The organism is Streptomyces sp. NBC_00239 (genome assembly GCF_036194065.1).
Taxonomy (GTDB): Bacteria; Actinomycetota; Actinomycetes; order Streptomycetales; family Streptomycetaceae; genus Streptomyces.
In genome coordinates, this window is record NZ_CP108095.1 from 1,643,623 (window position 1) to 1,660,468 (window position 16,846).

Annotated in this window: 19 protein-coding genes; 5 read left to right on the forward strand and 14 right to left on the reverse strand. The window is 71.9% G+C overall.

Annotated features, from left to right (window positions below; all coding sequences use genetic code 11):
* Positions 1-12: 12 nt before the first annotated feature.
* The 14 genes from OG764_RS07130 to OG764_RS07195 all read right to left on the reverse strand — a co-directional run bounded on the left by OG764_RS07130 (position 13) and on the right by OG764_RS07195 (position 10,846).
* Complete coding sequence (locus tag OG764_RS07130; protein ID WP_328967543.1) at positions 13-1,221, reverse strand: hypothetical protein; 1,209 nt, start codon at positions 1,219-1,221, stop codon at positions 13-15.
* Between the two features lie 38 nt (positions 1,222-1,259).
* The gene (locus OG764_RS07135) at positions 1,260-2,525 is read right to left on the reverse strand and encodes an MFS transporter (protein ID WP_443055863.1); all 1,266 of its coding nucleotides are present in this window, start codon (positions 2,523-2,525) and stop codon (positions 1,260-1,262) included.
* A gap of 82 nt (positions 2,526-2,607) precedes the next feature.
* Positions 2,608-3,873 (reverse strand): MFS transporter, encoded by a 1,266-nt coding sequence (locus tag OG764_RS07140; protein ID WP_328967544.1) that lies wholly within the window; start codon positions 3,871-3,873, stop codon positions 2,608-2,610.
* A 93-nt stretch (positions 3,874-3,966) separates the two neighbouring features.
* Positions 3,967-4,824, reverse strand: a complete 858-nt coding sequence (locus tag OG764_RS07145; RefSeq protein WP_328967545.1) for a winged helix-turn-helix transcriptional regulator — start codon at positions 4,822-4,824, stop codon at positions 3,967-3,969.
* Between the two features lie 51 nt (positions 4,825-4,875).
* A complete protein-coding gene (locus OG764_RS07150; RefSeq protein ID WP_328967546.1) occupies positions 4,876-5,298 on the reverse strand; it encodes a hypothetical protein in 423 nt (140 codons plus the stop codon).
* Positions 5,299-5,742: a hypothetical protein gene (locus OG764_RS07155; RefSeq protein ID WP_328967547.1), complete on the reverse strand. Its 444-nt coding sequence runs from the start codon at positions 5,740-5,742 to the stop codon at positions 5,299-5,301.
* Complete coding sequence (locus OG764_RS07160) at positions 5,739-6,182, reverse strand: hypothetical protein (RefSeq protein WP_252310303.1); 444 nt, start codon at positions 6,180-6,182, stop codon at positions 5,739-5,741. Before OG764_RS07160 ends, OG764_RS07155 begins: the two co-directional genes overlap by 4 nt.
* A gap of 40 nt (positions 6,183-6,222) precedes the next feature.
* On the reverse strand, positions 6,223-6,528 hold the full coding sequence (locus OG764_RS07165; protein WP_328967548.1) for an SH3 domain-containing protein: 306 nt from the start codon (positions 6,526-6,528) through the stop codon (positions 6,223-6,225).
* 161 nt (positions 6,529-6,689) lie between these two features.
* The gene (locus tag OG764_RS07170) at positions 6,690-7,424 is read right to left on the reverse strand and encodes a hypothetical protein (protein WP_328967549.1); all 735 of its coding nucleotides are present in this window, start codon (positions 7,422-7,424) and stop codon (positions 6,690-6,692) included.
* 62 nt (positions 7,425-7,486) lie between these two features.
* Positions 7,487-8,161 carry a hypothetical protein gene (locus OG764_RS07175; RefSeq protein WP_328967550.1) on the reverse strand — a complete coding sequence of 225 codons (675 nt, stop codon included), beginning with the start codon at positions 8,159-8,161 and terminating at the stop codon, positions 7,487-7,489.
* Positions 8,158-8,796 carry a DUF3631 domain-containing protein gene (locus OG764_RS07180; RefSeq protein WP_328967551.1) on the reverse strand — a complete coding sequence of 213 codons (639 nt, stop codon included), beginning with the start codon at positions 8,794-8,796 and terminating at the stop codon, positions 8,158-8,160. Before OG764_RS07180 ends, OG764_RS07175 begins: the two co-directional genes overlap by 4 nt.
* A complete protein-coding gene (locus OG764_RS07185; protein WP_033221546.1) occupies positions 8,793-9,296 on the reverse strand; it encodes a hypothetical protein in 504 nt (167 codons plus the stop codon). Before OG764_RS07185 ends, OG764_RS07180 begins: the two co-directional genes overlap by 4 nt.
* On the reverse strand, positions 9,293-9,922 hold the full coding sequence (locus tag OG764_RS07190; RefSeq protein WP_328972908.1) for a DUF4913 domain-containing protein: 630 nt from the start codon (positions 9,920-9,922) through the stop codon (positions 9,293-9,295). The genes OG764_RS07185 and OG764_RS07190 overlap by 4 nt, the downstream gene beginning before the upstream one ends.
* A gap of 168 nt (positions 9,923-10,090) precedes the next feature.
* Positions 10,091-10,846: a DNA-methyltransferase gene (locus OG764_RS07195; protein ID WP_328967552.1), complete on the reverse strand. Its 756-nt coding sequence runs from the start codon at positions 10,844-10,846 to the stop codon at positions 10,091-10,093.
* An 840-nt stretch (positions 10,847-11,686) separates the two neighbouring features.
* Here OG764_RS07195 and OG764_RS07200 point away from each other — a divergent pair.
* The 5 genes from OG764_RS07200 (at position 11,687) to OG764_RS07220 (ending at position 16,831) form a co-directional block, all read left to right on the forward strand.
* Positions 11,687-12,799, forward strand: a complete 1,113-nt coding sequence (locus tag OG764_RS07200) for a C40 family peptidase (protein WP_328967553.1) — start codon at positions 11,687-11,689, stop codon at positions 12,797-12,799.
* A 170-nt stretch (positions 12,800-12,969) separates the two neighbouring features.
* On the forward strand, positions 12,970-13,272 hold the full coding sequence (locus OG764_RS07205; protein ID WP_443056188.1) for a DUF6112 family protein: 303 nt from the start codon (positions 12,970-12,972) through the stop codon (positions 13,270-13,272).
* Complete coding sequence (locus OG764_RS07210; protein WP_328967554.1) at positions 13,269-13,949, forward strand: hypothetical protein; 681 nt, start codon at positions 13,269-13,271, stop codon at positions 13,947-13,949. Before OG764_RS07205 ends, OG764_RS07210 begins: the two co-directional genes overlap by 4 nt.
* A gap of 33 nt (positions 13,950-13,982) precedes the next feature.
* Positions 13,983-15,299, forward strand: coding sequence for an SCO6881 family protein (locus OG764_RS07215; protein ID WP_328967555.1), 1,317 nt, complete (start codon positions 13,983-13,985; stop codon positions 15,297-15,299).
* Positions 15,300-15,373: 74 nt separating this feature from the next.
* Positions 15,374-16,831, forward strand: a complete 1,458-nt coding sequence (locus OG764_RS07220) for an SCO6880 family protein (protein ID WP_328967556.1) — start codon at positions 15,374-15,376, stop codon at positions 16,829-16,831.
* Positions 16,832-16,846 lie beyond the last annotated feature (15 nt).

Below are 16,846 nucleotides of genomic sequence, written 5' to 3' on the forward strand. Positions count from 1 at the left end.
AAGGGGGTGCGGTCAGAGCGTGGCGGTCAGGGCAGCCGGGGCGGCGAGGGCCGGCCGGGGAGGGAGCGCGGAGGGCAACACTGTGTCCAGCCTCCGGATGGCGGCGAGGTCGGCGAGGACCTCGCGCTTGGCACGGGCGCGCAAGGCCGGGGTGAAGGTGTCCGGCTCGAGCCTTCCGTCCGCGGTGGCGTACGGGCGAAGCCGGGCCAGGATGCGGGCGGCGGCGGCAGGCTGCGCGGCGACGAGGCGGTCGAGGGCCGCGTCGATGGCCTGGCGCCGTAGATCGTGGCCGGGGGCGGCGCGGCGCCGGTCGGTCACCGTGATCGCGTACTGGTGGATCAGGCGGTTGTGTTCGGCTCGGCGCTGCCAGGCCGCGACCAGGAACCGGCGCGCGTTGAGGACCTTGAAGGCGTCGGGTTCGGGGATATCGGCGAACCCGTTGGGCAGGGAGCCCAGGGCCGAGGAGCTGGAGGCGCGGGCCACCGGCACGGTCAGGCTGGTCAGTTCCTCCAGTGCCGTGTTCCAGCGCCGCTGCAGCAGCGGGTGGCGCAGCGCCGGATCGCGGTCGTTCTGATTGCGGGCGTCATCGGCGACAGCGCTGCGGAAGGCCACGGCTCCCATGGACAGCAGGCGGTCGACCTCCGCTGTGCGGGGCGCGGGGAGGTAGCCATCGGCCCAGCCTTCCTCGACGGTGTCGAAGATGTCCTTGGCCAGCGGGCGCGCGGGCAGCCCTGCGGCGGCGTGAGCCTGGGCGAGGAGCTGGGCGAAGAGGACGGGATACGCCTGCGAGAGCCATCCCCGGGTCGTGGTGACCGTGTCCGTCGAAGGAGTCTCCTCGGATTCGCGCGTGCGGTCTTCGGACCGGCGCAGCGCGGCGGTTTCCCGGTGGACTTGGTGGCGGGCGGTACGGACCTGCCTCAGCTGGCGGGCGGTGCGGGTGGTGCGCGGGTCCTGGTGGTAGGTCATCCGCTCGACGGCGACCTGGAGGTCGCCCTCGGCGAAGGTGAGGGCGTCACGCAGTTCGTGCAGGCGAGTGGGAGCGTGGAGCAGGTCGTGTTGGGCGGGGCGGAGGTGGCCGCTGGCATCGGCTATCGCGGCCGTCACCAGGTGCTCGAAGCGCTCCTGCAGGTAGTGGGCGAACGCCTCGTCGTCGAGGGCGGCCACTTCGCGCAGGCGGAGGCGAAGGTGCTGCGGCTGGGTGGAGTCGGTGGGCTCGGGCATGGTGGTCCTGTTCGGGATGGCAGACGGGGTGGGAGAGATCAGGCGGGGAGCGGGCGGCGGGTGGCCGGATGGGTGCGGAGTTTCGCGAAGGCCACGGCCAGGCCGACGGCCTGCAGGACGGCGCAGGCGGTGATGGCGTGGCCGAGCAGGTCCGGTGGTGTGAGCGCGACCAGGGCTCCGGCGAGGGGGAACGGCGCGAGGAGCAGCAGGATGATCAGCGAGAGGGTGCTGCCGAACACCTCGGCCGGGACGAGGTGGGCGCGCAGGGTGCGCAGCACCACGGTCATGCCCGCTTCGCCGGCCATCAGCAGCGCCACCAGGACCAGGAAGACGGTGTAGGTGTCGGCGGCTGCCAGAGCCAGGCAGGCCAGGGAGGCGAGGGCGGCTGCGGCAGCTCCGACCGGCCACAGGCCGGCGCGGTCGATCGCGAAGCGGGCGAGGGTGACCATGGCCAGGGAGGCGATGGCGGCGGCAGACCAGACGAGGCCGACCTGGCTGCTCGTGCCACCGAGTTGCTTGATGACCAGGACGGGGCCGGCGGCCTGCACGAGGCCGATCGCGCAGTTGGACAGCACCAGCCCGACGCACAACCACCCCAGGGCGGGGAGCGACCGCAGGGTCCGCCATCCGATCTTGAGGCCCTGGGCGACGGGGACCGGGGCCTCTTGGGGCCAGACGGGACGCTGACGGGGGGCCAGGGCCGCGCCGAGCAGGGAGCAGGCGGCGATGATCAGGAGCATGCCGGTGGCGCCGCTGTACTGGAGCAGCACGCCGGCCAGGGCCGGGCCGGCCAGGGTGGCGCCCTGGTCGATGCCCAGCAGGACGGCCTGGACGCGGTGGGCATGGCCTCCGGCGTCCCGGCTCGCGGCGCCGCCCGCGGTTTCGGCCGCGATGTAGGAGAACTCGGTGAGGACGCCTGTCGTGGCGGCCAGTGTCATGACTGCGATCACGGCGCTCGTTCCCTCGCCCACGGAGGGCAGGACTGCGGCTGCGGCGAGGACGACCGCAGCGCGCAGGACCGAGGCGATGCGAAGGACCCGGGTGCTGCCGAACCGGTCCACGGCGGCGCCCGCGAGGGCGAACGCGCCGAGGCGGGGAACCCATTCGAGCATGAAGGCCAAGCCGGTCAGGGTGGCCGAGTCGGTGACGGCCAGGACGAGCAGCGGGATGCCGTACGTGCTCATCGCGAAGGCGCCGGCATCGGCGGTGCGCGGGACGTAGACGCCGCGTACGGGTCCGAAGTCGGGAGTGCGGACATGTCGGCCGGTGGGTGGCCGAAGGACGGCAGCGTGCTTGGGGGGCATCGTCTTTCCGGGGTGGGGCGGATACGTTCGGGGAGCAGACCGGCTGGACGGTGACGGCGGTCCGAGCGGGCGGCAACAGCGGCTAGCGGGGCGTCGAGACCGAGTGACGCGGGTGGCTGTGGCGTGGGCGGCGGTGGCGGCCCAGGCGTCGGCCGGGGCCGAGTTTGGGGCGGGCGGCGGTCAGGACGGTCAGCGCAGTTGCGGCGCCGGCCGCGGGCAGCGCGGCGAGGATCTGCGGGCTGGTGGAGAGGGCTCCGGCGAGCGCGGTGCCGGCGGCCTGCCCGGTGCCGACCGAGAGGATCAGCCAGGCGTACGCCTCGGTCGTGCGGGAGGCCGGGGCGAGGGCGTCCACTGTGTGGAAGCCATTGGTGATGATCAAGGTGAGGAAGAGGCCCGGTATCCCCACGAGGCCGACGGCCGCTCGGGGGCCCGGGTCGGCCAGCAGGGGAAGCCAGCCGAGGAGGAACAGGACGCTGGTGCAGAGAAGTTGCGTGGTCGTGGTGCCGGGCCAGGTCCTGCGGGCGTAGACCAGGCCGCCCAGGAAACTGCCGGTGGAGAACATGGCGGGAAGGAGCCCGGACAGCATCGGCTGCTCCTGTACGGCGGCCATGTCTGCGGCCCAGACGTTCATCGCGCCGAGCGTGAACCCGGTCCCCGCCAGGCCAGCGAACAGCATGACCAGCCCGCTGCTCATCAGCCGTCCGGTACCCGCGCCGCCCTCTGTGGTCGGCCGCCATGTCCTCGATGGACCGGCGGTCAGGACGATCGCCGAGCCCGTCAGGCCGAGTGTCGCGGTCGCCAGCAGAGCGGTATCGGGGCCGTGCGTGGTCGCCAGCCACGAGGCGAGCAGTGGGCCCACGACGTAGAGGAGTCCCTGCGAGCCGGTATCGAGGGCCTGCACGACGCGCCGCCGCCTCGGATCCGGCAGGACCGTCGGCCACAAGGCCCGCAGTCCGGCTTCCAGGGGCGGGGTGATCAGCCCGGCGAACCCCACGACTGCGGTCACCACCACCTGTTGTCCGTCGGCACCGACCCACGGGAGCGCCAGCAAGCAGGAGGAGTTGAGCACGGCGGCCGGGATGGAGATCCGGGTCTGCCCGTACCTGTCCATCAGCCGGCCCTTGACTGGCTGGGAGAGGCCCGAGGCCAGGCCGTAGAGCGCGGCGAGGAGTCCGCCGAACGCTAGGGTCCCGCCGCCCGCAGTGATCCACAAGACCAGGGAGACGGGGACCATGCCGTTGGGCAGGCGCCCGATCAGGGTGCCACCAAGCAGGCGGGCAACGTAGCGGCTGCTGAGAACGGATCCGTACGTGGCCGGCGGGGCGGTGGCGGTCGAGCGAGCGGTCAACGGGGGCTTTCCGTCAGGGCTCAGCGCCAGGGCGCCGGGAGCGAGGGGATACCGGCGGCAGGCGGCCGGAACATGGCAGTGGTCGGTTGGGCGTCACCGGCTCGGTCCGCTGGTCGGTGCGGAGAACAGATCCACGGGCCGCCACCCGGTGGCCGGGGCGGGGGCCGGCGGCTGGGCTACGGCCACGGCCGGGCTGGTCTTGCGGGCCTGGTGGGCGGCCCACTGCCCGGAACGGGTGGCGGCCGGGATACGGGGTGCGCCCCAGACGGGGTGTGCCTGGGCCTCGGGAAGCGGGCGGGCGGTGGCCCAGGTCGAAAGAGCCAGGTAGATCGGGGCGAGGGCCTGGCCCGGGGCGGTCAGCTGCAGCAAGGCGGCGTCATCGCGGGTGACGGCGACCAGGCCGTCGTCGATGAGCCGACGGATCGGCGGGTAGATCGCGCTGGGGCTGTGGTCGGGCATCGCCTCGGCCGAGAGTGCGGCCATGGTCGAGGTCCCGCGGGCCTTGAGGGTCCACAGCAGCACGGTGGCGTGGCGGTGACCGATCACGGCGAGGGTGTCCTCGGCGTTCTGCGCAGCCGATATCCGCTCCGGCTCCGTCTTCCCGGTGACTCGGTTGAGGACGAGGTTCTTCTCCAGCTGTCCGTCGCCCCAGCCCGCCAGGGCGGTCAGCGACGGCATCAACTCCCGTCCGCGGGCAGTCAGGCCATAGGTGACGTGCAGTCGGGTCTGCGCGGTGCGCTCGACGAGCCCGGCATCCGAGAGCGCCCGCAGCCGCGGGTGGAGCTGGCCGTCGCCGAGCCACGGCAGGTGCTCCTTGAGCTTGGTGTAGCGCAGCGGACCAGGCTGGGAGGCCAGCGTCATCAGCACCCACACGCTCCAGCGCGGCGTGATCATCTCCAGCGCTTCGGCAACGCGGGGCAGGTCGTTGGAAGGCAGGCGGGCAGCAGCCAAGGCGGTAACTCCAGACGGCGCGGGGTGGACGAGAAGAAGGAGAAGGGGGGGTCAGCGCGAGCGGGCAGGCCCGTCAGACGCGACCGGCGGCATGGCCGGTGTGACGGCCGTGGCCTGGGAGGCGGGCACCGGGGACTCGGTGTCGGGGACACGAGCCAGGCTGTTCAGAACGTCGCCGAGAACCTGGGCGTGGGAGTCGCGGACGGTGACTGCGTGTGCCAGGCGGCGGGTGGCGTCGGAGATGTGGCCGACATCCACGGATTCGATCGTGCGGTCGGGGTGAGTCAGCCGGTGGAGCTGCTCGGTGTGGAAGGCGACGGCGCGGTCGGCGTAGTGCAGGGCGTCGAAGCTGTTGACCAGGGCATAGCGCATGCTGCCGGGCACGGCGTCCGCGGCGAGGCCGGTCACCGGGCGGCCGTAGAGCGCTTCGATCTGCTCGCCCGCCGCCCGGGAGGCAGCGTACGGATCGGGCACTCAGCGTCCCCGGGCCGCCGCCACGTCCTCGACGCCGGTGGGCGCGGGCCGTAGGCCGCTGCCCACGACGGCGGACCGGACCTGGAAGGGGGCAGCCGGCGGACGGGCGGCTGGCGGCGGCATCGCGGAGAGCAGCTTCTCCAGCGCGATGCGGTAGCCGGTGCGGCCGGCCAGTGCGGCCTCCAGCCACTCGGCGTCGAACCGGAGCATGTCCGAGGACAGCGAGTCCAGCTCGGCGTCGGGGGCCATGGCCGCGTGGACACGGTCGCGGACGCGTACGACCTGGGCCTCGGCCAAGGCGAGGAAGGCACGCAGTTCCAGGGCCCGTACCAGGGCGGGCGAGCTGCCGGGGCGGACCGCGCGCTGGTGCAGCTGGTCCAAGGGCCCGCCGAACACCTGCTCCAGGCGGGCGTCTTGGGTACTGGGCTTGCGAGCGTCGCTCATCGGGCACCGCCCCTGATCCGCGCGGGCTGTGCCGGGACGGCAGTGGGCAGGGTCGTTGTCACCCGGGGTCCGAAGCGCCGCTGGATGCGGGCCTGCTCGACGGGGGACTCCAAGAGGAACCGGAGGACCTGCGCCCGACCGTCACGGGCGGCAACCGCGTAGTTCACACGGTGGGCCAACTCCATCACCGGGTCGTCCAGCACGTCCCCCGGCGCCGTCTCCAGCGCGGAGACCAGAGCATCCTCTGCCGTCTCCACTCCCTGCTGCGCCTCGGTGAGCAGCGCGTACCAGCGGACCACCTGGGTGGCACTGGGGTAGGCGTGCGGAGCGGCCTGGACGGCCTGGGCCAGTTCGGGCAGACCCAGGCTGAACTGGGCCTCGATCCGCTCGGCGAACAAGCCGAGCACGTCGCCGTCGAAGACGTCGGGGATGTCGGACACGAAAGGGGGCTCCTGGAAGGAAGGGGAACGTACGGGCGGGTCAGTTCGGGCGAAGGCTGCCGTCGCGACGGAGGTCACCGTCGTCAACCCAGCCGGTGATGCCCGAGGCGGTGGTGACGTGCAGCCAGGCGCCGTCGGTGACCGAAGCCGTGAACGGCTCCCCGCGCCGCAGCACACCGACGGCCGTGGAGTCACCGTCGGCACGGGCATGGACGGCGACGGCGAGCACCGGCTCGGCCCGCCGAGCCGAAAGGGGCGTGACGGGGCTGACTACCGCGGTGGCGGCGGAACGGGATGGGGTGCCGCTCAGGACGGTGGCGGTGATGGACGCGGGTGTGTGGCACACAGCGGATGGCTCCAGACCAGGCAGAACAACAGGAAGTGACCGCCCTCAGTGGGGCGGTGGTGTTGCAAAGGGTCCGGAGAATCCCCGGTTTCCGAAACCGGGGATCGGCGGCTATATTGCGCGCCGCGATCAGCAGGAACGGGTCCGAGCGGAGGTCGTGTTCAGCGGCCCTGCGGCCGTCGGGCCGTCGCCAGCGCGGGCGAGACCGGGCCAGCGGGGGCGGGTCCCGGGCTTGCAGCGAGGGCGGGTCCCGGGCTTGCAGCGAGGGCGGGCGAAGGCAGCGCCGGGGCCTCGCCGTCCGCCCAGGCCCCCCACCAGGCAGTGGCCGCCTCGTACGTTGCGAATCCACCCTCCCGCAGGGTGTGGGTGTAGGTGTCCTGGTCGAACTCCTCCAGCAAGATCCGGAATTCCGGGACTGCCTTGGGGTCGAGGGAGCGCAGCATCACCACCGTCTGCGGGGTATCGCGTAGGTCGTCCGTATAGCCGGCCAGGAGGGCGAAGTGGTCACCGTCGCCGCGGACGCGCGCCTCCAGGGCTCGGGTGATGTCGTCGGCGGGCGTGTGGACGTCGCCCGAGGCTGCGAGGGCCTCGGCAGGGCAGCCGCGGGCGATCAGATACGACTCAGCCATCGGGTAGAGCGGGAGAGGACTGGAGTCGACCTCGTAGGTGCCGGCGTCCAGGTCGCGGGACACGTGGATGGCCCTGAGCTGGGCTGTGCCAGGCACTCCCCAGGTTGCGCCCTCGTCGTGAACGATGAAGTAGGTGTCGGTAGGGGTGTGGTGCTCGCCCAGCACCTTGAAGTCCTGGATGAGAAGCCGGTGGTAGTGCCTCTCATGACTTGCGTCGACGGGCTCGAATTCGTCCAGGTCGAATTCAGGGAGGTCGGGGTAGGGCACGGGGAGGTGGCTTTCGTCAGGAGGAGCGGACTGCATGGGTGGGCAAGGCCGGCGCCACGAAGTCAGCGCACTCGGGCGGGATTCGGCCACGCACCTGCCGGGCGGGCGGCCAAGGCGGCCTGCGGGACGGACGGGCGGCGCGTGCCGAGCAGCGCGGTCCGGCCGGTGTCGGTCAGGGTGACCGGCTGGCCGACGGTCAGGGCCCGGGAGGTATCCCGGGTGACCAGCCCGTGAGCCTCCAGGCGCTGGAACGCCGGAAGGTCAATCAGACGGCCCTGGACTGTGCGGACGGAGACCCGGTGGGTGAGCAGGTGTTCGCGCATCGTGCCGCCGCCGGCGAGGGAGAGCAGTGCGGCGAAGTCGTGCGCCGTCAGCTCGTCGTCAGCGGGGGCGGAGGCGGGGGTCGCGGCTTTGACCGCGTCCAGTGCGGCAGCGACACCCTCCTGCAGCCGGTCGCGGGCGGCCGTGGCCTGGGCCAGGTCGTGCACAGTCCGGCGCAGGCGGTCCAGGAGCGGGGTATCCACGGGGTAGCTGCCGGAGGACAGGCGCTTCAGTACGTTGCGGTGGTACGCGACCGCGCCCTCGGCATTCACCAGTTCCCGGTGCACGGCAGCGAGCGCGGCCCGCTCCGCTAGGAGCAGCCCGCGGAGATGGTCGTGATGCAGAACGGTCAGGTCGCCGACGACTTGCTCAATGGCGGCGTCCAGGGCGGTTGCCGGGGATTCGCGGGCGGTCACGACGGTCGGCAGTCGCAGTCGGCCGGGATGGCGGCCAGAAGGGCTGAGCGGCGGTAGGACTTGCGGCGCCGGCCGTCGCCGTGGGTGATGTCTCGGCTGGCCACTTCGTACGGGCGCAGCAGGGTGGCCAGGCGGGTCTGGGTGAGTTCGGCGTACGGCCAGCGGCCCTCGGCGATGCCGGGCAGGGTGCGCAGCTCCGCGACGAGGTCGGCGGAGGACAGTGCGTCCGGGCTGCCGTGGAAGGCGAAGGCGTCCAGGCAGGCGGCCAGGATGCATGGGGCGGCGAAGGCGGAGACCGCATTGTCGGCGGTGCAGCTCAGGACGGTCGGCGGCTGCTCGGAGTCGGCGCACGGCGGGCAGCAGGTGTCGGCGCCCAGGAGGTACGAGACCTGTCGCCCCGCCTGCGCATGCTCGACCAGCAGATTGCTCAGGTCGTCGAGTTCCTTATCCTGGGCGGCTTCGGTGGTGGGCTGCGGTCGGCTGGCCCAGGCGCTCAGTTCCGCCTCCACCTCCAGCTGACGCTCGCGAGCATCCAGCAGGGCCTGGTGGCGCGGGTGCGGAGCCGGCCGGGGCTCGAGGAGGGCCGTCATCAGAGCCTGGAGCAGGGAGGAGGACTGGACGGTGAGGTTGGTCATCGCGAAGGACCCTTCGGGGAATTCGTGGTGGCGATGCGGGCGGGTGCGGGGAGTCCGGGGACCGGGAACGCCGCGGCTGGAGGCGCCGGCGTGAAGGCAGGGCGCGGCCGGACTTGTGGCGAGAGGGAACGAGCTGCGTACGCGCGGGGCCCGGCCGCAGGACGGGGGCGGCCGACGCGGGCCCGGACGGTGTCGTAGATGTCGTGCTTGGCGCGGGGGCGTACGGCGACGATGTGGACGTTGGTGCGGTGGCTGGAGCCGGGCGGGGCCGGGCGGTAGTCGTAGACGATGCGGTACTGCACCCGGGAGCCGAGGTAGAGCTTGCGGTAGCCGGTCAGCTCGGCGGTGAGTTCGGGCCCTCTCACCTGGGCGCGCACGACGTCCTGGATGAGGGCAAGCCCGAGGTCGCGCATGTCGCCCGGAGCGGCGAGCAGGTCGTTGAGGGCATCGGGGTGAAAGGAGAGGCCGAACGCCGGCGGAGGCTGCGGTGGGTGCGTCACAACGCGGCCCCGTCCGGGGCCAGGGTGCCGCCGGTCGTCTGGGCCTCCGACTCGCGGGCGGCGGACCGTGCGGAGGGGCCCGGCCCGCGCAGCAGGCGATGCTCGGCACGGTCCGGGTCGGTCTGGCAGGCGCTCAGGGGGCCGCCGGGGGCACGGACGTAAGCCATGCAGTGGGTGAGGAAGTCCCGGTGCCACACGAACGCGCCACTGGGGCCGGCCTCGGGGTCCTTGTGCTGGTGGTAGGCCATCCACAGCGCGTGCAGCCACGCGACGACGTCGAGGTGCTCCTGCCACTGCTCACACCATGGCGCCGCAGTGGTGATCTCGGCGCCGTAGACGTCCATGAGGTGGTCGTCCACCCAGTCGGTCAGCGCAGCGATTTCGTCCTCGTACTCCTCGCCTTCCAGCTCCAAGATCGGCTTGGGGTCCGGCGGCGGGGTGGGGGCGGTGAACGACGGCATGCCGGGGAACCCGGCGAAGGGCATGCTCGCGGCCATCGGGTCCGCAGGCGGCGCGGAGGCCAGTGTGTCGATCATGCGGGCCTGCTCGGCCGACTGGTCGAGCAGCTTGCGGACGGACGCCTCGATCGATTCGAGGTCAGCGTCCGGCAGACGGACCGGCTCCATTTCCCCGCCATGGCGGGGCTCGGCAGATTCGGACACGAAAGGGGTTCTCCTTGCAGCGAGGGCCGTGAATTCGATGGCCCTGATGGTCCGGAGAATCCCCGGTTTCGGAAACCGGGGATCTGCCGCTATATTCCGCCTGCCACGGGATCGGGCTGTTGTGCAGCTCGGTCAGGAGGTCAGGGCGAAATCGTCCTGGGAATGCACCTGATGGGCCGTATCGGTGAGGCGCTCGGAGGCAACAGCCGCGTACTCCTTCGTCTTCTCGATGCCGATGAAGTCGCGACCCTCCAGCAGCGCGGCGACCCCGGTGCTGCCCGATCCGGCACAGAAGTCGAGCACGGTGCCGCCGAGAGGGGCGATCTTCACCAGCTCCCGCATCACCTCAACCGGCTTCTGCGTGATGTGCCGACGAGCCTTGCCCGAGGGCTGCGAGGCGCTGTACAAGCCGGGCAGGTAGACCGGGTTCGCGGCGGCGTCGATCTTGCCCTTCGCGCCCCAGACGATGAACTCGCAGTCCTGCCGGAACTTACCCTTCTGCGGCCTGGCCTGCGGCTTGTGCCAGGTCAGGACGCCCAGCCACAGCCATCCGGCGGCCTGGAGCGCGTCCGTGGTCGCCGGCAGCTGCCGCCAGTCGGTGAACAGCAGCGCCGTGCCCCCGACCTTGGTGGCCCGGTGGGCCTCGGTCATGATCTGGGTCAGCCAGAGCGTGTACGAGCGCTGGTCCATGTTCTCGCCGACAAAGTCCGGCAGCGCGTGCTGGGCGTCCGCGGAGACGTACTTCTGGCGGGCAGAGCGGCTCGTGCGCTCCTTGGCGGTTCGGCCGCCACTGTTGTACGGCGGGTCGGTGATGACGGAATCGGCGCAGCCGTCGGGCAGAGTCGCGAGCACGCTGAGCGCGTCGCCCTGGTGAAGGGAAAACGACAAAGAGGAACCCCAATTCGGTGAGGGATGCAGACGGGAAGGCTCCAGACCGTGCGGCGGCCATCGCAAGACATGCGGGCAGGCGGCGCGGGGAGGTCCCAAACTGTAGGTGACGATTCCCGGTTGAGACGCATCGCCGACCAAGAACCCCGGAAATCACGCGGATTCCGTCCGTGATTTCGGTGACCGGGGATTCGGGCTTACTGTCTTGTCACTGCCCGGCGGACACCGCTGATGGCGACCCTTCCCCGCTTATCCCTCTCCCGCAGGAGGCCCCTGTGTTCCGTCCGTGACCCCGCACGCAGCCATCGCCCGCTGCCTCGCCGTTCCCTGCCCGCCCGCCGCAGACCCTGACAGGGAGGCCGCCCATGTACCGCCCCTGCTGACCTCGCCCGTGTTCCCCGCAACTGCGCTGGCCGAGGAGGTGCCATTCATGTTCCGCCCGTAATCCCCTTCCGCTCTGGTGGGCGAGGCAACGCCCATCTGGCACCCCAGTTCGATCCCGGGTTTCCCGCCCCGGCCCCCCCTCCAGGAGTTCGCTGATGTTCCGCCCGTAAGACGCCCCGCCGTCCCGCTCTTCACCAGCCCGCCGCTGCGGGCCACTCCTTGAACGTCCCAGGAGGCACACCCATGTTCCGCCCGTAACCTCCCCCGTCCCACCGGGTGTGTGAGGCAACACGCACCCGAGCCGGGGCACTTCGCCCACCTCCACTGCTCCGGCCGCACGGCCCTTCCCCTTTCACACCGTGCGGCCGGGGCCCACCCCGAGGACCTCCCCGTGACCCCTTCCTCTCCATCGCCACGTGACATCCCCGCAGCCCGCCGGCCGGAGGCCGCCCGGGAGTGAAAGGCATCGCCGCCGCGATCGGCGTGCTCTGCCTCTCCCCCGCGCTGCTGGCTGGCACCGCCGTCCTCGCCGCAGCCGCGAGCCACTCCTCGAGCCCGGGCACCTCCTGCGTCACCGACTCGGTCGACACCGACGCCGTACGGCGCCAGGTCGCCGCCGTCCTCGGCGGGTCAGGTGCTCAGAACGTCCACGTCGAGGGCCTGGACCTGCCCGCCGAGCAGATTCCCCACGCCCGGACCATCGTCGCCACCGGCATCACGCTCGAAGTGCCCGAGCGCGGCCAGATCGTGGCCCTGGCCACCGCCATCCAGGAATCCCGGCTGCGCAACCTCAGCTACGGCGACCGCGACTCGCTGGGCCTTTTCCAGCAGCGGCCCAGCCAGGGATGGGGTACCCCCGCCCAGGTCCGCGACCCCGTCTACGCCAGCACGAAGTTCTACCAGGGCCTGCTGAAGGTTCCCGGCTGGCAGCAGATGACGGTCACCCAGGCCGCGCAGGCCGTCCAGCTGAGCGGATTCCCCGACGCCTACGCCCAGTGGGAGCCTCTCGCCCGCGCTCTGCAGCAGGCCATCGTCCCGACGCTGAAGGGCTCCGGGCCGCCCACCGAAGGCCACACCCCGGGCATCCCGACGACGGACCCATGCGCTCCGGGCGAAGACGGCAGCGGCTCCGGACCGATCCCCGAAGGGGCGGTCCCCAAGGGGTACTCGATCCCCGTCGACGCCGACCCCCGCGCCAAGACGGCCATCACCTGGGCCATGAACCAGCTCGGCACCCTCTACCAGTGGGGCGGCTCGTGCCTGGCTCCGCACGGTCCGGACCCGATGGGCCGTTGCGACTGCAGCTCGCTAACCCAACAGGCGTACAAGAAGGCCGGGATCACCCTGACCCGGACCACGTACACCCAGGTCAAGGAAGGCAACGCCGTCCCGCTGAACCAACTTCGCCCCGGCGACCTGGTGTTCAGCCGCGGCACCCCGGCGGTCCCAGAGCACGTCGGCATCTACGCCGGCCACGGCTACGTCATCGAGGCCCCGCGCACCACAAAGCCGGTCCGCTTCAGCACCCTCGCCGACTACGCCGCCCACAGCGCACGCCGTCTCCCGTGACACCGGTCCGCCCGGCCAGCCCTTGAGGCACCGGGCGGACCGGACCACCTTCGCGCCGCAGAGCGCCCCTTCCCCCTCCCCCCTTTCCTTCCTGTTCCCCGGCAGGGCCCGTCGTGTCCTGCGCACGCAAGGAGCGCACCACCATCTCCCCCGCCAATCTCACCCCACCCCTGTCCGAACGCCTCACCCTGCTTGCCTACGACCCGGGCGTCTCGCCCAAGGGCGGCGGCCTGCCCGGCCTCGACGTCCTGCGCACCGTCGTCAACAGCATCAACCTGTTCGGGATCGTGGCCGTGGTCGGCGCCCTGGCCGTCAGCCTCGGCGTCTGGGCCTGGGGCCACCACTCCGGCGGCCACCAGGCCGAAGCCAACGGCAAGAAGGGCGCGGTCGTAGCCGCGGCCTCGGCCCTCGGCCTGGGCGCGGCCAACGGCATCGTGGCGTTCTTCAGCGCGCTCGGCCAGCAGGTCCGATGAGGAAACGTTCCCTCGACGTGCTCGGCCTGGGCTGGCAGCCACCCCGGCGCGTCCTGCTTTTCGCCGGTGTACTGGCCGCGCTGCTGGTCCTCGCCGGCGCCGTCGCCTGGTGGACCGGGAGCCACCAGAGCCCCGAGGCATCCGGCAAGCAGACCAGCCCGACCGGTGCACCGAAGGCCCCCTCCGCTCCCGTGCCGACAGCGCCCGCAGGAGGGTCCACGGTCGCCGGGCCGCCGCCGATCTCTGATCCGCTCGCGTTCGCCCGGGCGAGCGCGGTAATGCTGTGGACCTTCGACGCCCGCACTACCAGCCGCGACGCCCAGCTCGCCGGCATGCACAGCTGGATGACCCGCGAGTCCGCATACGCGGACTGGGACTCCGTCCAGGCCCAAATCCCCGACCCGGTGCTGTGGTCACGGCTGAAGGACAACGGCCAGCACGCCAGCGCCACCACGTCGGAGGCGCACTTTCCGTCTGCGTTCAAGCAGGCCCTGGCCGACAATCCGCAAGCCATCACCGAGGCGTACATCTACGCCGTCACGGTGCGCGGCAAAACCCAGCTCGCCTGGAACGGCGGCGGAGGCGGTGCCGAAGACCGCCAGATCACCCTCGCCGTCCAGTGCCGACCCGGCAAGGACTGCCGCCTGGTCGCCATAGCCCCGCGCGTCGCCCCGTAGCCACCGCCTGTACCTCCCGAAAGGACGCCCGACGTGGGCTTTTGTGACCTGCCTGTCGCCGGCTACCTCTGCAAGGCCGGCGATGTGATCGACTTCGCCTCCGATCCCGTCGGCGCGATCGGGAAGTGGATGGCGGAAAGTGCCGGTGACGTCGCCGCCGCAGGAGCGGACCTCGCGTCCAAGGCCATCGACCGCACCACCAACATCGACCTCGGCGCGGGGTGGTTCCGCGACAACTACGAGACGATTCTGCCGATTGGCCTGCTGATGCTCGTCGCGACGTTCTGTGCGCAGTTGGTGAGAGCCGCGATCAAACGCGACGGCCAAGCCCTCGCCCAGGCGGTGACCGGAACGGCCTCCGGCGTCTTGTTCGCCTTCTGCGCCATCGCCTTCACCACGGTCGCCATCGAAGTCGTCGACGCCCTGTCCAACGGGCTGTTCGCGGCTTCCGGGACGGACATCGCCTCCGCCGTGCGCAGGATCGTCAAGGTCCAGCAGATCAGCTCCATCGCCGGAATGGGCTGGCTCGTCGCAGTCGTCGCGGCCCTCGGCAGCGCGATCGGAGCGTTCCTGTTCTGGGGCGTGATGATGGTCCGCAAGGTCGGCATCCTGATCCTCGTCACTTTGGCCATTTTCGCCGGAGCCGGCGGCGGGTGGGAAGTCGCCCGACGGTGGCGCCGCGGCTGGATCGAGGCCACCGCCACCCTCGTCGTCTCCAAGCTGCTGATGACGATCATCTTCGTGCTCGGCATCGCGGCCATGGGCAAGACCGAAGCCAAGGACGGCGTCGCCGCCCTCGCGGACGTCGCCGCAGGCATGGTGATCATGCTCATGATCCTTTTGTGCCCGTACATGACGTTCAAGTTCGTGCACTGGGCCGCTGAGGGAACTGACGGCGAAGCCCTCCACCGCGCCGGCGGCGCCGGCGCGACGGTTGCCCGTCAGCATGCCGAGAACGCGGCGCGCAAGGCTGCTGCGGCGGCCACCGGCGGTGCGGCGGCCGGAGCCGGTGCTGCCGGTGGTGGTGCCGAGGCTGCGGGCAGCGGCGGGGGCTTCCCCGGCGACATCGCGTCCAACCCGACCGGCGGCATGGACATGGGCAAGGGCGACTCCGGCGGCAGCTCCGGCGGGGGTTTCCACGACCTGATGGAGCAGTCCGCGCCCCCGCAGGCCAGGACCGGAGGCGGCCAGGACACCGGCCAGGCAGACGGTCCGCCGAGCTGGAGCGGCCCCGGGTCCCAGCAGAGCGGGTGGAGCACCAGTGCGCCCGCCGATCCGATGCCTCCGGCTCACGGCGCTCCGGCCACCGGTGACAGCGCCTCCCAGTCCGGCTCGCCGACCGGCCTGTAGTCCCTCCGCCAGCCCACCCCGGGGCAGGGCCACCACACTCCCTGCCCCGGGCCGACCCGCCCCGGGAACCGTCCTTGTCCGAAGTCCTCCCCCTCACCGTCAAATTCCCCACCCGGTCACGGCGCGGGATCCTGCTGGGCCTCTCCCTCCCGCAGCTCGTTCTCGTCTCCTCGACCCTGGCATTGCTGCTGGTCGCCGTGCTGACCGTCGGCCTGATGGGCGCCGTCGCACTGGCCCCCGTCTGGATCACCACCGCCGTCCTGGTCGGGGTGCGCCGGGAAGGGCGGTCCCTGATCGACTGGGCGCCGCTGGTGGCCCGCTACGCCCACCGCCGCCGTACTGGCCAGACCATGTGGCGGGCCCGGCCCGTCTCCCGCCCCCAGGTCGAGGGACTGCTGCACCTGCCCGGCACCACCGCCTCCCTGCGCGTGGCCACCGCCGCCTCCGGAGCCTCCGCGATCCACGACCCCCACCGCCAGACCCTGACGGCCGTCGCCCGGGTCAGCTCCCGCGCCTTCGCGCTTCTCGATCCGGCCACCCAGAACGCCAACGTGAGCGCCTGGGGCAGGGCGCTCGCCGGCATCGCCCGCACCGGGCACATCGCCACCGTCCAGGTCCTGGAACGCACCGTGCCCGACTCCGGCGACAGCCTGGCCCGGCACTGGACCGAGCACGGCAACCCTCAGGCCCCTGTGGCCGGACACATCTACTCCGCGCTCGTCGACTCCGCCGGCCCCGCCGCCGCACCCCACGAGGCATACCTGGCCATCGCCCTGGACCTCAAGGCCGCCAAGCGCCTGATCGGCCAGGCAGGCGGAGGACTCCACGGCGCGTTCACCGTCATGGCGCAGACCACCGCGTCCGTCGCCCAGGCCGCCCGCGGCGCCGGGCTCACCGTCACCGGCTGGCTCGGCTCCCGCGAGATCGCCGCCGTGCTGCGCACCGCGTACGACCCCGCCGCCACAGCCCGGCTGCAGCAGTGGTCCTCCACCGGCCGCGCCGAAGCCGACCCGGCCGCCGCCGGCCCTGTCGCCCAGGTCGAGGAGAACGACCGGGTCATCACCGACAGCGCCCGGCACGCGACGTACTGGATCGAGAACTGGCCGAGGACCGAGACGAGTTCAGGCTTCCTGCACAGCATCATGTTCAGCACCGGCGTCCGCCGCAGCTTCTCCCTTATATACGCGCCGCAGGGCATCGAGTCCGCCCTGCGGGACGTCCAGCGGCGCAAGTCCGCGATCATCTCGGACGCCTCCGAGCGCCGACGCCGCGGCCAGGTCGAATCCGAAGCCGACAACGTCGAGTACGCCGACGTCAAGACCCGCGAGAAGCAACTGATCTCCGGCCACGCCGACGTCGCCCTGACAGGACTGCTCACCGTCTCCGCGGACACCGACCAGGCCCTGGACGCCGCCTGCGCCCAGCTGGAGACCGCCGCTGCCAGTGCCCAGGTCGACCTGCGGCGCCTGCTCTTCCAGCAGACCGACGCCTTCACCGCCTGCGCCCTCCCCCTCGCCCGCAACACCCTCTAGCCCCATCCGCCCGCC

Coding starts and splice junctions, on each gene's coding strand:
- OG764_RS07180 (WP_328967551.1), bottom strand. CDS start 8,796: ATGACCAACCTCACCGTCCAGTCCTCCTCCCTGCTCCAGGCTCTGATG.
- OG764_RS07130 (WP_328967543.1), bottom strand. CDS start 1,221: ATGCCCGAGCCCACCGACTCCACCCAGCCGCAGCACCTTCGCCTCCGC.
- OG764_RS07210 (WP_328967554.1), top strand. CDS start 13,269: ATGAGGAAACGTTCCCTCGACGTGCTCGGCCTGGGCTGGCAGCCACCC.
- OG764_RS07190 (WP_328972908.1), bottom strand. CDS start 9,922: ATGGAGCCGGTCCGTCTGCCGGACGCTGACCTCGAATCGATCGAGGCG.
- OG764_RS07155 (WP_328967547.1), bottom strand. CDS start 5,742: ATGAGCGACGCTCGCAAGCCCAGTACCCAAGACGCCCGCCTGGAGCAG.
- OG764_RS07135 (WP_443055863.1), bottom strand. CDS start 2,525: ATGCCCCCCAAGCACGCTGCCGTCCTTCGGCCACCCACCGGCCGACAT.